This window comes from Peribacillus sp. NPDC097198, from assembly GCF_044762055.1.
GTDB lineage: Bacteria > Bacillota > Bacilli > Bacillales > DSM-1321 > Peribacillus.
This window is the reverse complement of the sequence record NZ_JBIWDO010000013.1, coordinates 50,262-70,590: the sequence shown is the minus strand read 5'-3', so window position 1 is coordinate 70,590 and position 20,329 is coordinate 50,262. Positions and strand designations below refer to the sequence as shown.

Annotated in this window: 18 protein-coding genes; 11 read left to right on the top strand and 7 right to left on the bottom strand. The window is 42.1% G+C overall.

All coding sequences use genetic code 11. The features are described 5' to 3' along the window. Positions 1-88: 88 nt before the first annotated feature. Both ACIQXQ_RS18350 and ACIQXQ_RS18345 read right to left on the bottom strand, forming a co-directional pair. Complete coding sequence (locus tag ACIQXQ_RS18350; RefSeq protein ID WP_402959340.1) at positions 89-1,003, bottom strand: TIM44-like domain-containing protein; 915 nt, start codon at positions 1,001-1,003, stop codon at positions 89-91. Then, complete coding sequence (locus ACIQXQ_RS18345; RefSeq protein ID WP_402959338.1) at positions 1,000-2,088, bottom strand: SPFH domain-containing protein; 1,089 nt, start codon at positions 2,086-2,088, stop codon at positions 1,000-1,002. The genes ACIQXQ_RS18350 and ACIQXQ_RS18345 overlap by 4 nt, the downstream gene beginning before the upstream one ends. A gap of 318 nt (positions 2,089-2,406) precedes the next feature. Between ACIQXQ_RS18345 and ACIQXQ_RS18340 the strand changes: the two genes are divergently transcribed. Beyond that, positions 2,407-3,594 carry an LL-diaminopimelate aminotransferase gene (locus ACIQXQ_RS18340; protein WP_402959336.1) on the top strand — a complete coding sequence of 396 codons (1,188 nt, stop codon included), beginning with the start codon at positions 2,407-2,409 and terminating at the stop codon, positions 3,592-3,594. An 88-nt stretch (positions 3,595-3,682) separates the two neighbouring features. Here ACIQXQ_RS18340 and ACIQXQ_RS18335 read toward each other — a convergent pair whose 3' ends face one another. Further along, entirely contained in the window at positions 3,683-3,919 is a 237-nt protein-coding gene (locus tag ACIQXQ_RS18335; RefSeq protein ID WP_402871530.1) for a hypothetical protein, read from the bottom strand. A gap of 203 nt (positions 3,920-4,122) precedes the next feature. Here ACIQXQ_RS18335 and ACIQXQ_RS18330 point away from each other — a divergent pair, with 203 nt between their 5' ends. The 4 genes from ACIQXQ_RS18330 to ACIQXQ_RS18315 all read left to right on the top strand — a co-directional run bounded on the left by ACIQXQ_RS18330 (position 4,123) and on the right by ACIQXQ_RS18315 (position 6,576). Continuing rightward, positions 4,123-4,839 carry a hypothetical protein gene (locus ACIQXQ_RS18330; protein WP_402959334.1) on the top strand — a complete coding sequence of 239 codons (717 nt, stop codon included), beginning with the start codon at positions 4,123-4,125 and terminating at the stop codon, positions 4,837-4,839. A gap of 24 nt (positions 4,840-4,863) precedes the next feature. Continuing rightward, positions 4,864-5,271 (top strand): GntR family transcriptional regulator, encoded by a 408-nt coding sequence (locus tag ACIQXQ_RS18325; RefSeq protein ID WP_402871525.1) that lies wholly within the window; start codon positions 4,864-4,866, stop codon positions 5,269-5,271. Then, positions 5,268-6,119, top strand: a complete 852-nt coding sequence (locus ACIQXQ_RS18320; RefSeq protein WP_402959332.1) for an ABC transporter ATP-binding protein — start codon at positions 5,268-5,270, stop codon at positions 6,117-6,119. Before ACIQXQ_RS18325 ends, ACIQXQ_RS18320 begins: the two co-directional genes overlap by 4 nt. Before the next feature lie 184 nt (positions 6,120-6,303). Then, on the top strand, positions 6,304-6,576 hold the full coding sequence (locus tag ACIQXQ_RS18315; protein WP_402871520.1) for a phage holin: 273 nt from the start codon (positions 6,304-6,306) through the stop codon (positions 6,574-6,576). A gap of 83 nt (positions 6,577-6,659) precedes the next feature. Here the strand turns inward: ACIQXQ_RS18315 and ACIQXQ_RS18310 are convergent, their stop codons facing one another. Then, positions 6,660-7,097, bottom strand: a complete 438-nt coding sequence (locus ACIQXQ_RS18310; RefSeq protein WP_402871517.1) for a DUF5391 family protein — start codon at positions 7,095-7,097, stop codon at positions 6,660-6,662. Between the two features lie 247 nt (positions 7,098-7,344). Between ACIQXQ_RS18310 and ACIQXQ_RS18305 the strand changes: the two genes are divergently transcribed. Continuing rightward, positions 7,345-7,827 carry a C40 family peptidase gene (locus ACIQXQ_RS18305; RefSeq protein WP_402871515.1) on the top strand — a complete coding sequence of 161 codons (483 nt, stop codon included), beginning with the start codon at positions 7,345-7,347 and terminating at the stop codon, positions 7,825-7,827. Between the two features lie 70 nt (positions 7,828-7,897). Here the strand turns inward: ACIQXQ_RS18305 and ACIQXQ_RS18300 are convergent, their stop codons facing one another. Both ACIQXQ_RS18300 and ACIQXQ_RS18295 read right to left on the bottom strand, forming a co-directional pair. Beyond that, positions 7,898-8,437 (bottom strand): GDYXXLXY domain-containing protein, encoded by a 540-nt coding sequence (locus tag ACIQXQ_RS18300; protein WP_402959330.1) that lies wholly within the window; start codon positions 8,435-8,437, stop codon positions 7,898-7,900. Next, positions 8,427-9,488: a DUF2157 domain-containing protein gene (locus ACIQXQ_RS18295; RefSeq protein ID WP_402959328.1), complete on the bottom strand. Its 1,062-nt coding sequence runs from the start codon at positions 9,486-9,488 to the stop codon at positions 8,427-8,429. Before ACIQXQ_RS18295 ends, ACIQXQ_RS18300 begins: the two co-directional genes overlap by 11 nt. Before the next feature lie 217 nt (positions 9,489-9,705). Between ACIQXQ_RS18295 and ACIQXQ_RS18290 the strand changes: the two genes are divergently transcribed. From ACIQXQ_RS18290 to ACIQXQ_RS18280, 3 genes are read left to right on the top strand one after another with little or no spacing between them, the layout of a single operon-like run. Then, positions 9,706-10,029, top strand: coding sequence for a PadR family transcriptional regulator (locus tag ACIQXQ_RS18290; protein WP_402871504.1), 324 nt, complete (start codon positions 9,706-9,708; stop codon positions 10,027-10,029). Further along, complete coding sequence (locus ACIQXQ_RS18285; RefSeq protein WP_402871501.1) at positions 10,022-10,576, top strand: DUF1700 domain-containing protein; 555 nt, start codon at positions 10,022-10,024, stop codon at positions 10,574-10,576. The genes ACIQXQ_RS18290 and ACIQXQ_RS18285 overlap by 8 nt, the downstream gene beginning before the upstream one ends. Continuing rightward, positions 10,569-11,357, top strand: a complete 789-nt coding sequence (locus ACIQXQ_RS18280) for a DUF4097 family beta strand repeat-containing protein (RefSeq protein WP_402959326.1) — start codon at positions 10,569-10,571, stop codon at positions 11,355-11,357. The genes ACIQXQ_RS18285 and ACIQXQ_RS18280 overlap by 8 nt, the downstream gene beginning before the upstream one ends. A gap of 863 nt (positions 11,358-12,220) precedes the next feature. Here ACIQXQ_RS18280 and ACIQXQ_RS18275 read toward each other — a convergent pair. Further along, a complete protein-coding gene (locus tag ACIQXQ_RS18275) occupies positions 12,221-13,564 on the bottom strand; it encodes a hypothetical protein (protein ID WP_402959324.1) in 1,344 nt (447 codons plus the stop codon). A 262-nt stretch (positions 13,565-13,826) separates the two neighbouring features. On the opposite strand from ACIQXQ_RS18275, the gene ACIQXQ_RS18270 reads away from it, so the two are divergent. Together ACIQXQ_RS18270 and ACIQXQ_RS18265 are read left to right on the top strand one after the other, a co-directional pair. Then, complete coding sequence (locus ACIQXQ_RS18270; RefSeq protein ID WP_402871491.1) at positions 13,827-15,023, top strand: MFS transporter; 1,197 nt, start codon at positions 13,827-13,829, stop codon at positions 15,021-15,023. Between the two features lie 443 nt (positions 15,024-15,466). Next, complete coding sequence (locus ACIQXQ_RS18265; RefSeq protein ID WP_402959322.1) at positions 15,467-20,143, top strand: caldesmon family protein; 4,677 nt, start codon at positions 15,467-15,469, stop codon at positions 20,141-20,143. The last annotated feature ends 186 nt before the right edge of the window (positions 20,144-20,329 follow it).

The window sequence follows — 20,329 nt, the reverse complement described above, 5'->3', positions numbered from 1 at the left end:
TGGCGAACCAATCAGGGGCCCTTTAGGGCCTGGTCAGTAATAAAGGCTTTCAGCCGCAGAGAAAACCACCCGTTATCACGGGTGGTCGTTATTTTTGGCTGATGACTTTGATCTTGGAGAGCACCCAATCGTATTCCCCGCTTGAAATTACGCTATCGCAATATTCGCATTGTCCGGATGCATTGATACTGACATTCGCTCCACAGTTTGGACATTGCGTCACATCATATTTCTCTTTTTGAGTCTCGGTCAATACGGTTTCCTTACGGATCAGTGTCCAGATATAAGACATGTGAATATCCTGGTCAGGATTGCCTTTGAGGACTTTCTTGGTGTGATCATCGATTACGTAATCATTCATCCGGGCTTTGATATATACATCGAGTTCGTCATTGGATCCGTCATTTTCATAGCGAACGATTTTCGATTCAAGGATGGCGATATTTTCGACCACATTCGTTTTATGCTGGTCAATATAGGACTGTAATTGCCGGTTATGCATATTGAATAATGAATCGGTTTCAAACGGTCTGATGCTGTTCCACTGTTTCTCCATCCAAGCTTGCTGTAATTGGAGAAACATATTATTGATTTTCGATAAAAACACTTCATCATGAAACAGAGGGTCTTTCGATTTCAGGCCGGCAAGATTAGCGTCTATAGGCCGGTAGGCAGGCTCTGGGCTTTTTACGGTATTCCTATTGGATGTGGTGGTTCTTCGTTGTGTTTGTTGGTTGCTTTTACCGAATTTTTTATAGGCGAAGAAAGCGACGATCAAAATGACGCCCAATACGGGATATTTTTTTAGAAAGTAAAACAAAAACCATAAGTCGATGCCTTCCCCTGAAGTCGTGGAAGTATTGATGAATTCGTCTTCCGGTTCCTCATTATGGGATACACCATTCCCCACATCGGCTAGTGTGGCATCGACGGGAAAGATGAGAAGGGAGGTGAAACAGAGAAGCAGTGTGATGATCCATTGAATGTTCCATTTATTCATCATCCTAATTTATTCCCGCATTCTGCACAGAATTTAGAATTCGGCGTATTGGGATGACCACACTCCGTACAAAAAGTGGCAACAGCCTTTCGTTCTACTTTCGTCCCGCAATTGCCACAGAATTTTGCGCCTTTTTGATTGTCATGATTACACTCAGGACACTTTTCGGTTTGTTCAGACGGTGCCGTTTTCTCCGTGTGCAATGGTTCATTGTTCTGGTTGCCGCCTTGAAGAGATTGGGAAATGAGTTGCCCAAAACCGAGGCCGGCACCAAGTCCCATCCCGGCTTGCATCATATCACCACCAGAGCCTTCCTTTTCAGAAACATTCTCTAAGGCATCAAGCTTTCTGACATCTTTGTAGTTGTTCATGCCACCCATCATGTTAATGCGCGTTCTTTCTTTCAAGAACTTCGTTAAATCTTCCGGCAAGGAAATGTTGGTTACGGTAAAGGAAACGATTTCAAGTCCCATATCCGTGAATTCGTTTTCCAGTTCCTGTTTCATCGCATCGTTCATCACTCGGTAGTTCTGGGATAACTCGGTGATCGTCACATCTTGTTTGGCAACGACATTGGAAAATTCGCTTAAGACGTATTCCTTCAATTGCCCTTTTAGTTCATTCAACTTATAGATCTTGTTTGTGGAACTGACGGTATGAATGAACATCTTGGGGTCTACAATCCGAAAACCAAAGGTCCCGAAGGCCTTGACTTCCACTTGTTCAAACTTTGGATCATTAATCCAAATCGGGTTGGATGTCCCCCATTTCTGATCGATGAATTTTTTTGCGTTTACAAAGTACACATCGGCTTTGAACGGGGATTTAAATCCGAAAGCCCAGCCTTTAATGTCTGCTAAGATAGGCAGGTTCTTCGTCTCAAGCTTATACATTCCTTCGCTAAATACATCAGCCACTTTTCCTTCCTCAACGAAAACGGCGTTTTGGCCTGGGCGTACGGTCAACTGTGCCCCATTTTGAATCTCGTTATCTTTCATGGGGAACTTATAGACCAAGGTATCGTTGGTGGCGTCTTCCCATTCGATAATATCAAGAAATTGTTTACTTATAAAATCCTTAAAACCCATAGTGTCATCCTCATTTCAACATGTAGTACGTCCCGATTGCATTTCTATATATATTCATATATTGATAATATTTCCCATTACATCTTATAATAAATGGTAAATGGTGTAAATGATTAAGGGGAATCTATGAGTCTACCTGTTGGTTTATTCAATATTCAAGATATCCTTTCATAATGAAGGTTTTGGAGGTATTCGTGAACTAAACCACGAACTGTTTAGATAACGTAAAGAACAAATTCCACCTATAAAGCTGACAAGCTAGGAACAGGACATTTACTAAAGCACTAGATAAAAAACACGAGGTGAAGGGGACTTATCATGAAAATTACTCCATCTGCAAAAGTAGGGAATTTCGAAACGGGAATCTTTTCGGAGCTGGCGAACCGTAAACAAAAGGCGTTGAGAGAAGGCAAGGATGTTATTGATTTGAGTGTCGGAAGTCCGGATATGCCTCCGCCGGACTTTGTAAGAGATACACTTGTAAAGTATGCAAAAGATCCAACTGCATACGGGTATACGTTGAAGGGAATACCGGAATTCCATGATGCTGTTTGTTCTTTTTATGAACAGCGTTACGGGGTGCATCTTGAGCCGGATACGGAAGTATTGCAGCTGATGGGATCGCAGGATGGACTTGCCCATTTGGCGACTGCGATGATTGACCCGGGCGATTATGTGTTGGTGCCCGATCCGGGCTATCCGATATATGAAGCAAGTGTGAATCTTGCAGGTGGCGTGATCTATCCGATGCCGCTTACGCAAGAGAATCATTTTCTGCCCCAGCTGAGTGATATTCCGGCAGATATCTTGGCCAAGACGAAGCTGATGATCCTTAGTTATCCAGGAAATCCAGTCACGGCCCTTGCGGATGAAACCTTTTTTGCCGAGGTCGTCTCCTTTGCAAACAGGAACGACATTCTGGTCGTACATGACTTTGCCTATTCAGAACTGATTTTCGATGATCATCCTCAGATCAGCTTCCTATCCATCCCGGGTGCAAAGGAGGTTGGGATCGAGTTCAATTCGCTTTCAAAAACGTTCAATATGGCCGGCTGCCGTATTGGGTATGCAGTCGGAAATCAAGAAGTACTGAACATCTTAGGGACTTTGAAGTCCCATATCGATTATGGGGTCTTTTACCCGATTCAAAAGGCGGCCGAAATGGCACTTACCTCCAACCTTTCCTTGTTGTCCGATCAGGTGAACGTATATGAAGCCCGTCGTGACGCCTTGATATCGGGTCTCGCAAAATCCGGTTGGCACGTGCCGAAAACTGCTGCGACAATGTTCATTTGGGCCCGCATTCCGGCTGGATGGAAGTCACGCGACTTTGCCTATAAACTGATTGAAAAGGCGGGTGTAACCGTGGTCCCAGGAGATGCTTTTGGCAAACAGGGTGAAGGATATGTTCGAATGGCCCTTGTCCAGCCGGTTGAGAGATTGATAGAAGCGGCCGAACGGATAGGGGCGTTTTTGATAGACTATCAAATAGTGGCGCAGGATTAGATGGAAGATCCTAAGCCTAATGTCATTTGTTATTTCGGATTAGGTATTTCCAGACCGTTCATATAGTTGAACGGTCTTTTCTTGTTATTTAATTCTTTCCCCATTTCGTTGGGACTAGGTAAGCTAAAGTGGCCGCTACTGTTGCAATCAATAAAGTCGGGATTTGTGACTGGTCACCAAAAGTCACTTCCTGGGTTAATGGGAGGCTCAGTTGTGCGTTGGTGGGATCGGGAGTGTATGTAGCGGTTAATAATAGACCTGCTGAAATGTGTAGCAAGGTAAAGAGAAACAAGAAGCTCAATATGAATATCGCATACTTTTTCATGGTACACCTCCTATTTTATTTACGGCTACCCTGTTAGAAAGGTTTCAAAAATTCCCATATACAAGTGCTAAGGGATTAAGCTTTTCTATGAGCTCATCAGTTTTTTACCTATAAATTACTTTTATGGTTGATAATTGTATGTATTTAACATATAGTGTGTATATAGATATAAACACCATAACAATTTGAGAGGAGTTTAGATGATGAATACATGGAAAGATGCTTTTTGGCTCGCAAGTATCGAATGGAGGAAATCTTGGTTCGGCACGCTATGTTTATTCTTTGCACTGTTTGTACTGGCTGCTTCCTATTCATGGGTTTTGGAAGTGGAGACTCAGGCACCATCACTTTTGACCGACATTGGTTTTATATTGTCATTTGGTTGTGTGGCCTTCATGGTAAGGCCGAAAGAATTGCAGCTTCAAAAGGTGGAGGGAGATGTTTGGGTGTCCCCGTTTTTCATGATGTTAAATATGTTTCCTATCGAAAAGGAAGTATTGATTAAAAGCCGGTTTGTTCACATGCTGTTCCCTAGTCTGCCTTTCCAGGTTTTGTTCTTGTTATTATTTACTCCAAGACTTCTAGAATCCATGGTTGTTTTGGAGTATGTTGCCTTCTCGATTATCTGGCTGGCTTTTGGTGTTTCGTCCTCTTTCGTTTTTGCAGCAAGTGATGTAGGGGAACGAATCACCCCGATTAAGTTAGGTATATATAGTGTAGTCTTTTATGGTGGAGTGACGTCCGTGCTCGTATGGTTATCCTTGAAAACAGATAGGGGAGTTGTCGGTTGGGCGATGGAAGCCGCTAAGAACTTCGCGATCGGGTCGATTCTCATTTCGGCAGTCGTAACGGTCGGGGGCTATTACTTCTGGAAGCGATATATGAAAAAGAAAATGTTCCAAATTGATTATCTAAAATAATGATATATAGGGAGGAGAAGTAAAGTGGAGCTGCCGGTTCGTTTATCAAAAGAATCAAGAATCCCCATTTATCATCAGATAACGGCTCAAATCCAAGCTTTGATAGCAAGCGGACAGCTGTCTTCGGGTTCACCTTTGCCATCAATCAGGATGCTTTCTAAAGATCTGGAAGTCAGTGCCATCACGACCCGTAGAGCTTATCAAGATTTAGAAACGGAAGGCTTTATCACAACAATCCAGGGAAAAGGGACGTTCGTTGCAGACGTTGAGGAAAGCCTTCTCCGAAGTGTGAAAATAAAATCAGTCCAGGAAGCCATGAAAAATAGCATTGAAGCTGCCCTTCAACAAAACTATTCATTCAAGGAAATTGAGGAAATTTTTACGGGTTTAATAGAAGAGCTCAAAACGGAAAAAGGAGAGGGGAAACCATGACAACGTCGCTTGAGATTCATTCTGTCAAAAAGAAAATCGAGGATTTTTCGTTGGGACCGATTGATCTGACGCTAGAGCCAGGTACCGTGACAGCCTTGATTGGGAATAATGGTGCTGGGAAGAGTACACTGCTGAAGATGGTCATGCAATTGGCGCGACAAGATGCTGGTGATATTATCATTTTTGGGAAGAATACGAAACAGGAAGATGAAGCCTGGAAACAAAAAGTCGCTTATCAGCCACAAGCTTTGATTGGCTGCGATTCGTTTACGGGGCATGAATTACTGCGGTTATCTTCTAGATGGTATCCCACTTGGGATCAGGTATTGTTTGACGAGGTGATCACAACCTTCGAGGTCCCCCTGAATAAGAAGTATGGAAAGTTGTCTCAGGGAAATCAACAAAAGCTAATAGCTGCGCTGACTTTAGCAAGAAATGCCGAACTATTGATCCTGGATGAGCCAACGGCTTCTATGGACATCATCTCAAAACAGCGATACATGAATTTTTTGATTAAGTGGATGGAGAGGGAGGGGAAAACCATCTTCTTTTCGACCCATCAAATGGAAGACATCCGCAAACTAGCTGATTACCTGATTTTCATGAATCACGGCCAGCTCATCGGTCATTTCGAAAAGGATCAGTTGGGACAGCAATATAAACGGTATTGGTTAACAGAGGATCTGCCGGCATTCTCCATTCCAGGGGAAATAGAAAGAAAGGGATTGCGGATGATTACGTCTAATTTGCCACTCGAAACAGAAGCGTATTTTCAAAATGAAAACATGCAGTGGCATACGGATGAATTTGTTGAACTAGAGGAAGCCGTCACCTATTTGTTAAAGTGAGGTGCGGTGATGCTATAAGGATCTAAAAGGGAGTTCTGTCTTTGGATAGATCTCCTTTTTTTGGTCTAAGGGATTTTCTAGGGGGGCATGAATTTTCCGAACGCTAAAAGGACAAGCAGCATATGATATAGCAAGTTCGTACCATTGTAGTGTGGACGGCACTGATAATAGGGGATAGAGAAAATTGATTAACTGGAAAGTTCGTTTTAAAAACCCTACGTTTATTTTTACTGTATTTTTGCCAGGTGTTTTGATGGTAACGCAGATGGTTGCTGCGTTTATCAATAACTTTATACACCCGATTGGCTTTACTATCACCGATGATGCATTGAACGGGGCTATGGGGATCATTAATTTCATTGCGCTTACGTTTTTTGGAATCGGCGGCGTAATTGACCATACGACACAAGGCATGAGCGACAGTGATGAGGCTAAGAAATACGAGAAACCTAAATAGCAGGTCATCCTTCTTGAATCAAAGAAAGCGGAGAAACCAGATACACCACCTATCTATGGAACGGTGATATCTGGTTTCTTTTTTTAATTTTGAATAGGATTTTTCAAACTTCCTCCAATGGAAGTCTTGCTTCCTTTAGAGAATGCCGTGAAGAACCAGATTGTATTGATGAGTACATTCATCCCACTGACGATGACCACGCCGATGAGTGATGAAGTGAAGCCTTCCATTACACCAAGAAATACGACTATGCCGATCATGGGTAACAAAGACAGTAAGGATAATGAGCAGAATACGGCCATTACATATTTCATCCACTCCAAGCCGATAACATACAGGAGCAATGGGACGAAATACAGTACCAGCATCATCGCAATGGAAAGCCACATCCCGATAGAATTAAATTGATTCGCATTTTTACCTGTATCCGCTAGTGGTGAAAGAGAACTCAAAACGATGACCATGCAAAATAGCAAAGCTGAAAATAATGTCATGATGATTATTTTCTTTTTATTCCTCATAAAAAACCCCCAGTCTAGTATTGAAATTACTTACAATGGTTCATACATGATTATACTTAATTTAACATAATTTAACAGTGTCGTTTTTTATATTTGATCTAAGAAGTTTCTAAGTTTTTGTCTGGATTGTAGAGTTCATCCTCAATACAAAGCTTTTTTTTGAAAAAAAGGTGAATCAAGGAATGATAGCGAATGTACTTCATATATTTAAAATTGTGTTTCATTTACAGATTGGGGGAGAAAAAAGATGAGTCTTAGATTACCTGTTTCAAAATGGCTTGTGGCCGTACTTGCACTTGCCGCATTGTTGGTAGCTTTCGTTTTCAGTCCGGCCAATGCTTCGGCGTCCATTAATTATGGAGACGAAGTGGCTGCAGTAGCAGCAAAACAAGTGGGAAGCCCTTATAAATATGGCGGAACGACACCAAAAGGATTCGATGCAAGTGGACTCACTCAATATGTTTATAAACAAGCGGCGACAGACATGAAAATTCCAAGAACCAGTGCGGAACAGTATAAGAAAGGAAAGGCTGTAAAACAGAAAAACTTAAAAACAGGTGATTTGGTGTTTTATGCGACCGGTAGCAAGAAAGGCAAGGTTTCCTTCGTCGGCATTTATAATGGGAACGGTACATTTGTCGGAACGACCACAAAAGGCGTGAAGGTCGTGAAGATGAGCGACAAGTATTGGAAGGATCGCTATATCGGGGCTAAAAGGCTCATCAAATAAAATAATGTGTGCCATAAAAAAGCATAGGAAGCATCTCATTCGATGCCTCCTATGCTTTTCGCATGTATAATCACGGTACGATGATTTCCTGCAATACCGCATTTCCGTTCTTCACTTTCACCACGGCCATGGCCGTTTTTGTAGCAGCGGACATTTCCAGTTCCAATGCCCTGTCTTTAGGAGCGTAATAATTATCTAAGCCATATTCAATGTGAATGGACGAGGCCCTTTGTAAATCATAGGGGATTTGTAATTTACCTTTGAGATACATATCTTCATCCGGTTTTTCCTTCGATACATGGTGGACGCCGTAATGCCCATTGCTGTCTTGTTTTAAAGAAACATATACATTTTTGTAAACTCCGACATTCTTACTGTGGAAATCACTTTTCACTGTCTCATCAAGTTGGTCGAGCGTGACGGATTCTATCTCATATCCTAATGCTACATAGCTTCCCCTGAATAAGTCCGTCGGATCGATCGGAGCCGTTCGGATTTTGATTTCTTCACCAAACAAAGTTGTCCAGACGGGTGGAACGGCCAGGGCTATAAGAATCAAAACAGGAATGGCGAATACGATGAGCGGGCGCAAAAATTTATTACGATTCAATGGATTCCCCTCCTTTTTGGCGTTGTTTTTCAAAGAAGAAGCCAAACACAAGGAGCAGGAGGCCTCCGATGATGAAGGTCAGTGACTTCGGCAGGAATTCAAAGGAATCGATATAGTACCTGAATATCAATGCACATATGATCACGATACTGGTCAAGCTTCCTTTTTGTATCAGGTAAAGGAGAAAAAGAAAATAAGCTAAAGGAAACCATATGGCAAGCTCGTAAGTTAAGAAGATAGCCGCAATCCCGTGGAGGAGATGTCCTTGAATATGTGTGATTCTCTGCAACTTAACTGGAACGCGAATGTAAGCGAGCAGGATTCCTACGATAAAAAGAATCGAGAGAATGATGGTATCCCCGTTACCCTCCACTAGCTTAGGTACGAATTCCATGAGAAAAAGGATGAGGGCATTGATCGTTAAGCCATTAACGATAAAGGATAGAAACCTAGGATAGTTGAGTTGCTTTACTAGAAAATATAACGCCGGTAGAAGGATGATAATGGCCAGCGGGTAAGACGTTTCATCAAGAAAGATGCTGCCATTAAGGTAAACGAAAAGTAAAAATGAAGTGAATAGGAGGACTATGGCGTCCTTTAAGTAATATCCGATGCAGATGGCTCCAATCCCCCATAACAAAAAGGAACTGTTAAAATTGATGCTGATGTTAAACATCTGCTCGACTAAAAATATACCTGCTCCAAATATGAGAATCCCGACATAATGCATACTTCGGGAGGTTTTTGGAAAGCGTGTCTCCCACTTGACCCCGGCAACATTCACGCCAATCAAACAGGCGATGATCAATAGGAATTTAACTCCTTTACTTATATACATCCAGTTGCTGGCCACGAATGTTAAGACGCCAAGCCCTAAAAGGACGGCTCCAATCGCTAATAGGATGGAGACGAAACTTAAAGAGGCCTTCACATGATAGGAAGCTAACATCTTTTTCTTCTCTTCCTCGGAAATGGTCCCGTCATTTTGCAGGTAGGTAAATTCTTGTTCAAGAAATTCAAACTGCTTTTTGGTTATTTCTTTTTTGACCAAATCAATTCCCCCTTTCCATATCCTTCTATTATACGGATTGAATCGGGGAAGATGAAGTAAGAAGAAAAAACAACTTGAAAAAATTAACAAAATAATTTCCACAGTACCTTGCATTAAATAGTAGCATGTGGTAAATTATTGAATAAGATGTATTATTCGCTGTCAGGTACTATTCATTGAACAGTACTGAGACATATCAGAAAGGAGTGATGGTGCATTGAATGTACAGTTTAAGAAGGGCGTCTTGGAGCTATGCGTACTGGTGTTGCTTGATAAGCAAGATCGATATGGCTACGAGCTAGTTCAGAAGATTTCAGACCAGATTGAAATATCGGAAGGGTCGGTTTATCCACTGTTACGAAGATTGACGAAGGAAGAGTACTTTACGACATATTTGCAAGAATCATCAGAGGGTCCACCACGTAAGTATTACAAGTTGACTGATAAAGGGCGGGAATACCTTCACGAATTGCTGACAGAGTGGAATGAATTTTCTAATGGAGTCAATCAATTAATCGAGGAAGGTGTCGTAAATGAATAAAGAACAATTTTTAAAGCAGTTGGAAGCTTCCCTAAAGAGGCTTTCTATAGAAGAAAGGCAGGATATCCTGCAAGATTACGAAGAGTACTTCACAATTGGAATAGAAAAGGGAAAGTCGGAGCAGGAAATCTCAGCGTCCCTAGGAAACCCAAAACAAATAGCCAAGGAGCTTCTGGCATCCTACCATCTTGATATGGTTCAACAAACGACTTCCACGGGAAACATCTTACGGGCAGTATGGGCCGTGATTGGATTGGGATTCTTCAATATTGTGATTGTCCTCGGGCCTTTCATTGCACTGGTGGGCGTCGTGTTTTCGGGATGGGTAGCATCTTTAGGGTTCATCCTCGCTCCACTTAGCATCCTTATTAATCTGTTCATGGGTGAATTTAGATTGTTTGATTTGTTTGCTTCACTTGGTATTTGTGGAATCGGAATATTCATCGCCATGGGGATGTTCATTGCAACAAAAGCTCTTACTAAAGGATTTATTCGTTACTTAAAATTTAACGTGTCTCTTGTAAAGGGTGGTGTGAAGCATGGGTAAAAAATTATCAATCCTTGCGTTGTTTCTATTGATCGTTGGCGGTATCGGCAGTCTCTTTACGTATTCACAAACCAATCATGATGAGATTACGACAGAGAAAAAGGTGAGTGCCGAAATGGTAAAGGATATCGAGGTCCGTTCGGACAATGCAACGGTAGAAGTTCTTCCGACTTCGGATACAGAGATTAAAGTGGAGCTTGTCACAAAAGGCGTGGATGTGTCTAAGTTGGATTTAGCTGCCGACGTGGAAGGAAAGAAGCTGACCATTAGATTGAAGGAACCTAACCTCTTCAGCATTGGATTTAACTTTCAATCCTCTCATTTATACGTATATGTCCCGCAAAAGTCGTATGATTCCTTTGTCTTCGATAATGATAATGGAAAGATGAAAATATCAGAATTGGAAATAAAGGATTTGAAAGTGAAAACGGATAATGGACGGATTGAATTAAATAAGATTGTAGCTGAAAACATTGATGCAAAAAGTGCAAATGGCAGGTTGGACCTTAATGATGTAGAGGGCAATCTCAAGGGCTCCTCAAATAATGGTAAGATATCGCTCGTTACAAAGGATTTAGATCGGAACATTCAATTAGAGAGCGACAATGGAAAGATTATCATTAAAACGGATAAAGAACCGACGAATACAACCTTCAAGGTATCTGTCGATAATGGTACCATCAATATCCTCGATAAATATGAGGGGAATACGGTCATTGGAAAGGGAGAAAATTTGGTTGATCTAGAATCGAACAACGGCAAAATTGAAGTGACCAAATAATGTAGTAACCCAAACGTCCCCCGCCTGGCAGGAATCCTGCCAGGCGGGGGACGTTTGTCCGTTCATGACAAAAGCACCCAACTGATCTGGTCGTTATTCGTTAGTTAAAATGGCTTGTATCCTTGGGGATGGATATACAAGTTCATGGAAGCTCAGTACGCATTACAGCTCAATCAGTTAGATGCCTTTACTTGTCTTCTACTGCGTCAAGTGCAGAGAAAATAAGGGGGTAGTAGGTTTGCAAAATGTGAAACCATGGTAAGTAATTTTCAAGTATCGTCTGCCTTGTTTGCTTCTCTACCTGTCAGCTCCTTTCTGGAATTGGTGAATCTACTTTATCACTTACCCAAAATATGAAAGGATTTGTCCGATTTTATGAATAAAAATAGAAATCGTTCACACCTCCTAGCTTGCATATGTGCTGAACTATCTAATTCATCTAGATCATCGTTACTTGCTACCTATATTTCTTATGGTGAAGGGGGGACTCTAGTTCATTCCCTTATTCATAACGATATTCAGAACTTTTTTTAGATAAGTGATTGAGACCCTTTCTTTAGACCCTTGGATAACTTTTATGAGAAAACCGTTGGTATGACTAGTTTCATCGATGCCTATCAGGAAAAAGTAGGGACGTTCCTTTTTTATTCACAGACAAGTATCGGATATGTGAAGGAAGGAGGTGGTTATCCACAACTGAATACAGGTTATTCATAGGAAGGGAAGAGAAAATCAGAGGAAATCCTATCGACTCTGACGATGTGGGAAGGAACATGGGGTTTTCTGAGTGAAAGGAAGGATAAGGATGCATGACAAAAAACACTCGCCCAAAAGCCAGTGTTCACTGAGTTATATGATTCACTTTATTTTTTCAGGCGCTCTTTCTGAATGGCGAAATAGGATTGGAGGGTTTCTTTCTTCTGTTGTAAAATGTCCAGAACATATTCACCATGATTGATGTGTCGGTATACTGACATGTGTCGTTCCAATTGTTCGTATGTATGTTTTTTCAGATAGTCGAGATAGTCGGATGGACTTTGGTTGTTTAAGATCCGTTTCTTAGATGATCCTGTTTCAGTCATTGCGGATTTTACCCGGGAAATCACCCAGTCTTCGCACCATTTATTCAGCGTCTGGTACATGTCCATTGCCAGGTTATACTTCGCACGAATGGGCTCAATATGCTCATCCACTTCACTATAATCTACATGCCGGTCCAAAGATTTCTCGGAAATCTCGCGATGAAAGTGTTCGCGGTCTACAAGCTCTTTTATGCAGGCAGCCTGGTGAGCATATACCCCCAATTGTTCTAGTGCTTCATTATATACGATCGTACTGAAATAAGCGGAAGCCTCTTTCGGCTCAGCCAATAATGGTTTGTTGCCGTTCAAGGCACAGCCAAACTTTTTAAGGGAAGACTGATAGATGAAGCGCGCTAGTTTCAATAGCTCGTCTTTGACAGGTCCTTCTGCAGCATGAAGAAACGAATGGAAAATATATTTTCCGACACGCTCCAGTTCGATACAGACTTTATCCTCAATATGTTCCAGAAACCCCGCTTCATATATGGTTTTTCTCAACATCATTCTTTCTGTCCGATTTTCGAGGTACTCGTTAAGTGTGCCCGTTTTGAAGGAAACCACGATGAATTCCTTACGGTTGAAAGTGGAGGAAGCCATGGAAAAGGCCATGGTGCCGTTCAATGTTTCGTTAATGATCCTCATCGCTTCGTAAATATGCTTTCTTTTAGCCAGGGAACTTCCCGACTGAATGACTTCCTCGTAATTCAGTGAGACAACTTCGGATTTTTTCACGGACATCGTGAAGGCAGCCATAAGTACAAGTCTCTTGGCCGCTAGGGGGAGACTGCGAAAGGCATCAGTATAGAAGAAACGGTATTTTTTACAATATCGATCTTTTCTGTTGGTGAAGCTGCCGGTTGGACCTAAATTGAATTGGTATTTCGTTACCATTCCCTGATCGACCGGAAGGAAGATTCTACGTCCGCAACCGGGCTGCGGCGATGATAGCCTCTTGATGATTTTCTTTAGGTATTTTTCAGTCGTTCCTACTCCTTTGGCCATTTGGTGAATCGGGCTTTGAATTACGCCATCCCAATCCATATGCAATACGGAGTATAAGCATGTGTCGAATTCAGTGGAGTTTACATTTCGTAATAAATAGCGATACGTTTCTTCATAGATCATTAGTGTTCGGCTCCTTTTTAGCTCATTGAGGTTTATTTTGAGTTCACTGTCTATATAAACTCTAAAAAGGAAAAAGTAGCATGCTGTTAAAAAAATTTTTCATGAAAAGTAAGGGGCAGGGAGAAATAAGGATATAAGGGGTCCCGTTTTGAACGGGGCGTTATAATTTGATTCATTTGGCACTTCAAAATTCAATTCATCGCTAATTTTTTCCTTTTTTAGTAAACTGGAAATGACTATTTCGGATAGAAGGTGAAATCATATGGGGGAACCATTAGCCGAGGAACGGGTTAAAGGTTCGGAAAGAATATGGACGCGTGACTTTGTCATGATCTGTTTGGCGAATCTATGTATCTTCATGGGTTTCCAAATGACGATGCCAACGATCCCGCTGTTTGTTGAGCAACTTGGAGGGGATGACCGCCTGGTTGGGGCAGTCCTTGGGGTATTCACGTTTTCTGCATTGCTTATAAGGCCATTTGCGGGCAAGATGTTGGAGACGAAGGGAAGAAGGATCATCTTTCTGATTGGGTTGGCCATATTCGCCTTCTCTGTGGGTTCCTTCGGTTTCATGGGAAGCATCGGCTTCTTATTTTTGATGCGTATTGTTCAGGGAGTCGGCTGGGGGTTGTCTTCAACGGCGTCCGGAACGATTGCTTCTGACATCATTCCGGGTAAACGTCGCGGTGAAGGGATGGGGTATTACGGATTATCTGGTAATCTAGCACTTGCACTTGGACCGACCCTTGGTCTTTTCCTTGTGACAGTCCTTCCATTTCAACAGTTATTCCTGATCTGCTCGTTGTTGGGAATACTGGCCATGGTAATGGCGTCATTGATCACCTATCAGAAAGTGGAAAGAGATCCGGTTGCCGCATTCAGCACTAAACGGTTTGATATTTATGAAAAAAGTGCGTTGCAGCCTTCGCTGTTAATCTTTTTCATATCCGTCACGTTTGGAGGAATTGCGACGTTCCTGCCACTTTATACGGCGGAAAAAGGGGTCAGTGGCATTCAGTGGTACTTTTTGCTGTATGCCCTGGCACTCATGGTTACGAGGTTATTTTCCGGACGTTTATATGATCGGAGAGGCCACCGGGCCATTTTCGTGCCCTCCGCATTGCTTATTATGTCGGGGATGTTGCTATTGGCATGGATGCCGGGTGAATCGGTTCTGTACATCGCAGCCGTGCTTTATGGAATGGGGTTCGGTTCTGTGCAGCCGGCTTTGCAGGCATGGTCAATCGAGAAAACGGCTCCGAATCGTAAAGCGATGGCGAATGCCACGTACTTTTCCTTTTTTGACCTGGGCGTTGGAATAGGAGCCATCGTGTTCGGACAGATCGGGTATCTATTCGGGTATCGAAGCATTTATGTCACGGCAGCTTTTTCGATTTTGATTTCAATCATGGTCTATTTATTGATCGTAAGAAGTGAGGATAAGTTAAGAACATTATAGAAACGAGGGGGTGATCGCTAGTAGGTCGCCCTTTTTGTGCTTGTATGCTCAATACGGTCCCGAAGGATTGTAACATTATATGATTCAATGAACCTATTGTGGGGGTGAACAGCATGAGTAATGAAATGACGGACTTTTTTTCGAGTCTTTTCCTAATCATAAGCTGGATTCTATTCGCGATTAGCAGCATTTTCTTTGTATTTTGCTTTTTGACGCCTTTTGCCATTCCTATTTTTATCGTACTAGTGGCATTGGGCTATCTTTGTTTCTCTATTTCTAGGAAACTGGACACATAGGGTAGGGGGACTAACCTTGGCTGTCAAATCGATGGCTTCTTCGTTATTAAATGGTTTAATATTCTATAAATAGGTAATTTTTGTTATTATCAAAAGTAGTAGATACATAAAATGGGAAGAAGCTATGGCGAAGGAAGGGGTTTCTGGATGGTTGATTCTTCAAATGAGGAAATGGGTTTAGAAAGAAGGCAGCAGATTTTCCAAGAAGAGCTCCAAGCTTTATGGGAAAAGCGGCTCATTCCTAAAACCGAATATATCCGGATCAGCCGGGCATATGACCGGCATGTTCAACTGGCCATCTATCAGGAAAAGCGCATGAATGAGGCAAAAAAGAAAGCTGAACTTGAAAGAGAGCCTGCAAGGAAAAGTCAGGAGCGTGAAGACGAAAAAACATCCATTTACTCTGTTGATGATGTGGCTAGGGAAGAGCAAACGGTACAAGAGACTCCTAATCTGCCAAATCTTCCACGAGTCGAGGAATCCACCGAGGAGAAAAAGGATTTAAGGCCTATAGAGGAACCGGTCATCATAAGCGCTCCCGTGGAAAAAACTGTTCCCCAGCCACAGGTGACTCAGAAGAAAAAGGTGGTGCGCCCAGAAAAACCAAAAAAGACACCGGAACAGATACGGGAGAGGAATATTTCCGTCGTTCTCCTTACCGGAGTCATTCTTCTCTTATTTGGCGGATTGATTTTGGCGACCAGTTCATGGGGGAACTTGAACGCGGTGTGGAAGGTCTTGTTCATTGGTATGGTGTCTGTTGTATTCACTGGCATGGCCTTTATCGCTTCCAAGCTGAAAATTGAACAAACGGCTTTTGCTTTTCTGACATTGGCCAGTTTATTTATCCCGATTACGATTTTATCAGCTTCCTATTATCAGATCTTCGGAGGGTATTTATCCCTGGAAGGCGGGGGAGGAGGCCTGCTTGGGTTTCTTGGCGGTCTCCTTTGCTTAGGGATCTATTACAGAATTGCAGCATACTTTAAGTCGAAAATATTCATTTTCATTTCCATTTTCACTTTTGTCATCACATGTTATTTCGGTTTTGCCTATTTGACGCCGACAATCGAGTGGTTGTTATTGATGGTCAGTATATTTAATTTATTGCTGGTATGGAACGTCGAATATCTGAAGAATCGAAAGGTGTTGGCCCTATTCAGGCCATATCTGTTTCGATTCATCCAGTTTAAGATCATCGTGGAAAGCTTTGTCGCCTTCACGTTATTTTCGAGTAACTTGGTCTATTCGATTACATTGATGGTCATCTCTATCTTGTTTTTGATATTGGCCGTGAAATTCCACAAGAAGTATCATGAGCTGGCATTCAATTTCATCTTCACTTATGGATATATCCATTTTGTCTTTAACTCTGTTCTAAGCGATTACATGGTCATCGCTTATGCGAGTATCCCGCTGATTTTCATGGCACTTTCAACTTATATGGCAAGAAGGAATGAGCCTGGGCTATCCAAAAGCTTCATGGTGACCAGCCTGGTCGAGGTCGGAATCGTTTTCCTATATATCAATGCGATGGCCTATCAGGAAAAATATGCCCAGATTTTTATCGCTCTGATGATCGTGACTGCCCAATTGGTTTATGTTGCCCTGCACACGAAAAATAGGAACTTCACCTATCCGGCGGTTGCTGTCTTTAATTTTGGATGCTTTTATCTTTGTTTTGCGTTTTCACTTACTCTCCCCACTGTTTTGAATCTGATGTTCCTTCTTCAGATCCTTTTGTATGTCGGTCTGTATGTATACAATCGCCATGCAAGGTACGGCTTGTTTAAACAGAGTGTCTTGCTTATTTCTTCCTTGATCATGGTGGGAATATTGACAATCAAATTTAGCGAGATGGCCTGGCTAGAAGTAGGCATCGGTCTTATCGTAGTATCTGGCACGTTCTTTCTTACCTATCTTAAAGGGGATGCTCGACAAATCAAGGAAGTCAGTGTATATGGATTTCCGATTTCCTTCTTATTGGGGCTTATCGCGTTTTACCCGTATTTGATGGAAAGAAGCGATTGGTTTCAGTCGAATATGGCATTCAGCATGCATCTAATGATGGTAGCCCTGATTTCCATCGGAGCAGCGTATACCTTGAAAAAATCATTGGGGATCTTCTTCCCTCCCTTTTTCTTTAGTGGCCAGTTCCTGTCCTTCATGGCTTTCTTGCTGGTCGGATATGGTGCATTGAGTCCTTTGGAGGTCACCGTTTTACTGGCTGTTGCGACGGCTATAAACGGGTGGTCCGTTTATTTGCACCGTACATCTCTTTATTGGCTTCCGGTCATCATCACAAGTGCGGGATTGTATGGTTCGCTATATGAGGTCTTTGATTTCGGTGAGACTTCATACCAGATTGGTTTTGTGCTGTTTGGTCCATTCATCTTTTTCCTTGTAGGGGAATGGATCGGGAGGCATTCACAGACTGGAAGAAAGTATTTCCTTTATTCGAGCCATTTGGCCAACCTTGTTGCCATACCGCTTGGATTCATCCTGATCACGATGTCTGATGTTTCACCCTTTCTATTTATCACACAACTTCTCCTATATGTGAGTGCACTGCGAACCCAGGTGAAATGGGAAAGGTTCCTCTTCGCATATCTTGGATTTACCGTCTTGTTTCTACAAATCGAGCTGTTTTTTACCGACATGGAGCCAACACGGTTCGTCTTTTCGATTTGCTTGATGATCACGGCAGGAATCATTACGGGTTTATGGGCGGTCTCCAAAAAAGAGTGGAAAGGCATCATCGAGTTTTATTTGATTCCTTTCATTCATATAACGGCTGCCATGTCGATTGTTGAAACGGCCCTGTATGAATTCCCTCTTGATCGAGAAATCATTTGGGTAGGTTTGGTGACTATACAGCTTCTCTTTGCTTGGTATTTACTCATGAGAAGGAACTGGCAAAATTATGTGGTGCTTCCACTCGGCATGGCTTTCATTTTCTATGTGATGTATGCGGGCACATTATCGATACTTCTTGGAATGGCCGTCCTGTTTGCCTGTGCTGTTGGGATGGTGTTCATGAGTAAACGATATTTCACGGGCTTGGTCAACCAAGCAGGTGACAAGCAAATCATTGATTTTTATAGAATAGTCGGCTTGTTCTTTATACTTGATATGAATGGGGAAGTATTCTGGGATTCTACGGAATTTGAAATCTTGAAAATAACGGTATCCTTGTTGCTGCCGATTTACTTTATCGTGATGAGAACCTTTACGATAGGCAGACAGGAAAGAGGTATCTATTCAGGTGTAGCGGCCGTCATCGGATTGTATCCGTTTTTCAACATATGGGATTACGTCCACTCGCTGCCGATCGTGACAGCTCTGGTTGTCCATTTCCTCTGTATGGTCGTGTTGCTGTTGTTGAGCAGGCAATACTTCAAAGGGCTGTTTAAGACGGACGAAACGGGGACGGCAATCGATGCATTCCGTATTTATGGACTATTATTCTTACTTGCCATGAATGGGGAAGTGCTCGTACATGAACCATCTTATCCACTTTTACAAGTCCCTGTAGCGCTATTGATCCCAGGCTACTTCATTCTGATACGAAGCTTTACACATGGATGGAAAGAAAGGGAGGTGTATTCCGCTCTTGCGATGATCCTCAGTCTGTATCCGTTCATTAGCATCGTGGAATACATTCATACGGTTTCGTTGATTACGGGTGAATGCGTTCTTTTTGCTTGTATGCTCGTGATGATCCTGTTGAGCAGACATTTCTTTACAGGCTTGGTAAGGAAGGATGAATCAGGAATCAAGGTGGATGTATACCGGATATATGGCTTGCTTTTTTTACTGACCATGAATGTCGAAGCATTTATGAATGAACCGACGTATTGGCCACTCAAGGTCCTTGTTTCTTGTTTCTTGATTGGGTACTTCATCTTGATGAGGCACTTTACGATCCCTGCAAAGGAGAGGGAAACATACGCATTGTTGGCAGGGATTCTTGGATTGTACCCGTATTGGACCATCATGACCTATGCAGGAACATTGGACATTTTCATTGGCACTGGGGTCCTTTTCGGATGTACGGCGGCAATGGTGTTAGTAAGTAGAAGATCCTTTAGTGGAATCGTGAAAAAAGGCGCGATCATTTTGCAAATCGATTTTTACCGGGTGTACGGATTTCTTTTCCTTGTAGCGATGATGATGGATATTCATAATCGAGAATCTAAATCCATCATTCTAGACATTTTCGTTTCTCTTTTATTGCCGGTTTATTTCATCTTGATGAGGGCGATGACGGTGAGAGTAAGGGAGAGGGAAATTTATTTGGCAGCTTCCATAGTGCTCAGTCTATATCCATATTGGGTCATCATCGATAAGATTCCGTTCCCGGATGTCCTGGAGGTAGAGGCACAGATCCTGCCACTCTTTATCATAAGTACCATCTTATTACGGAAAATTTTTAATAGAGGCAAATTAACGCAGTATATCGAGATGGGCGTCGTCTTCGTTCTCTTTATTATCATGATAGGAGATGCCATGGCAAGCAACACCCTATATGATGCACTGGTTATCGGGACGATATCTTTAGCGGCGATCCTCCTTGGATTTACGATGAAATACAAATCATATTTCTTGGCGGGAACCGTAACGATCTTGTTCAATATCTATATGAATACAAATTCGATGTGGGGACAGATGCCATGGTGGTTGTACTTAGTCATCGGCGGAGGGCTCCTCATCGCCATTGCTTCTTTCTTTGAATGGAAAAAACAAAAAGACAACCAAACATCGCAGGAAGTTCTCGAAAAGAATAAACAACGAATCAAAAATTGGTTCAACCGATGGAACTAATAGGGCAACCTATTAGTTTTTTTCTTGTAAATTTATAAAGGAAGAAATGTAAACGGTACCAATCGACAATTATTAGAAAAATCTAAATTATTAGTAAAAATATTGTTAGAAAAGAAGGATATCCCATGAAATTTGTCGTAATTAAATAGTCATTACTCTTTACATAACATTTTTTGGAGGCGTATA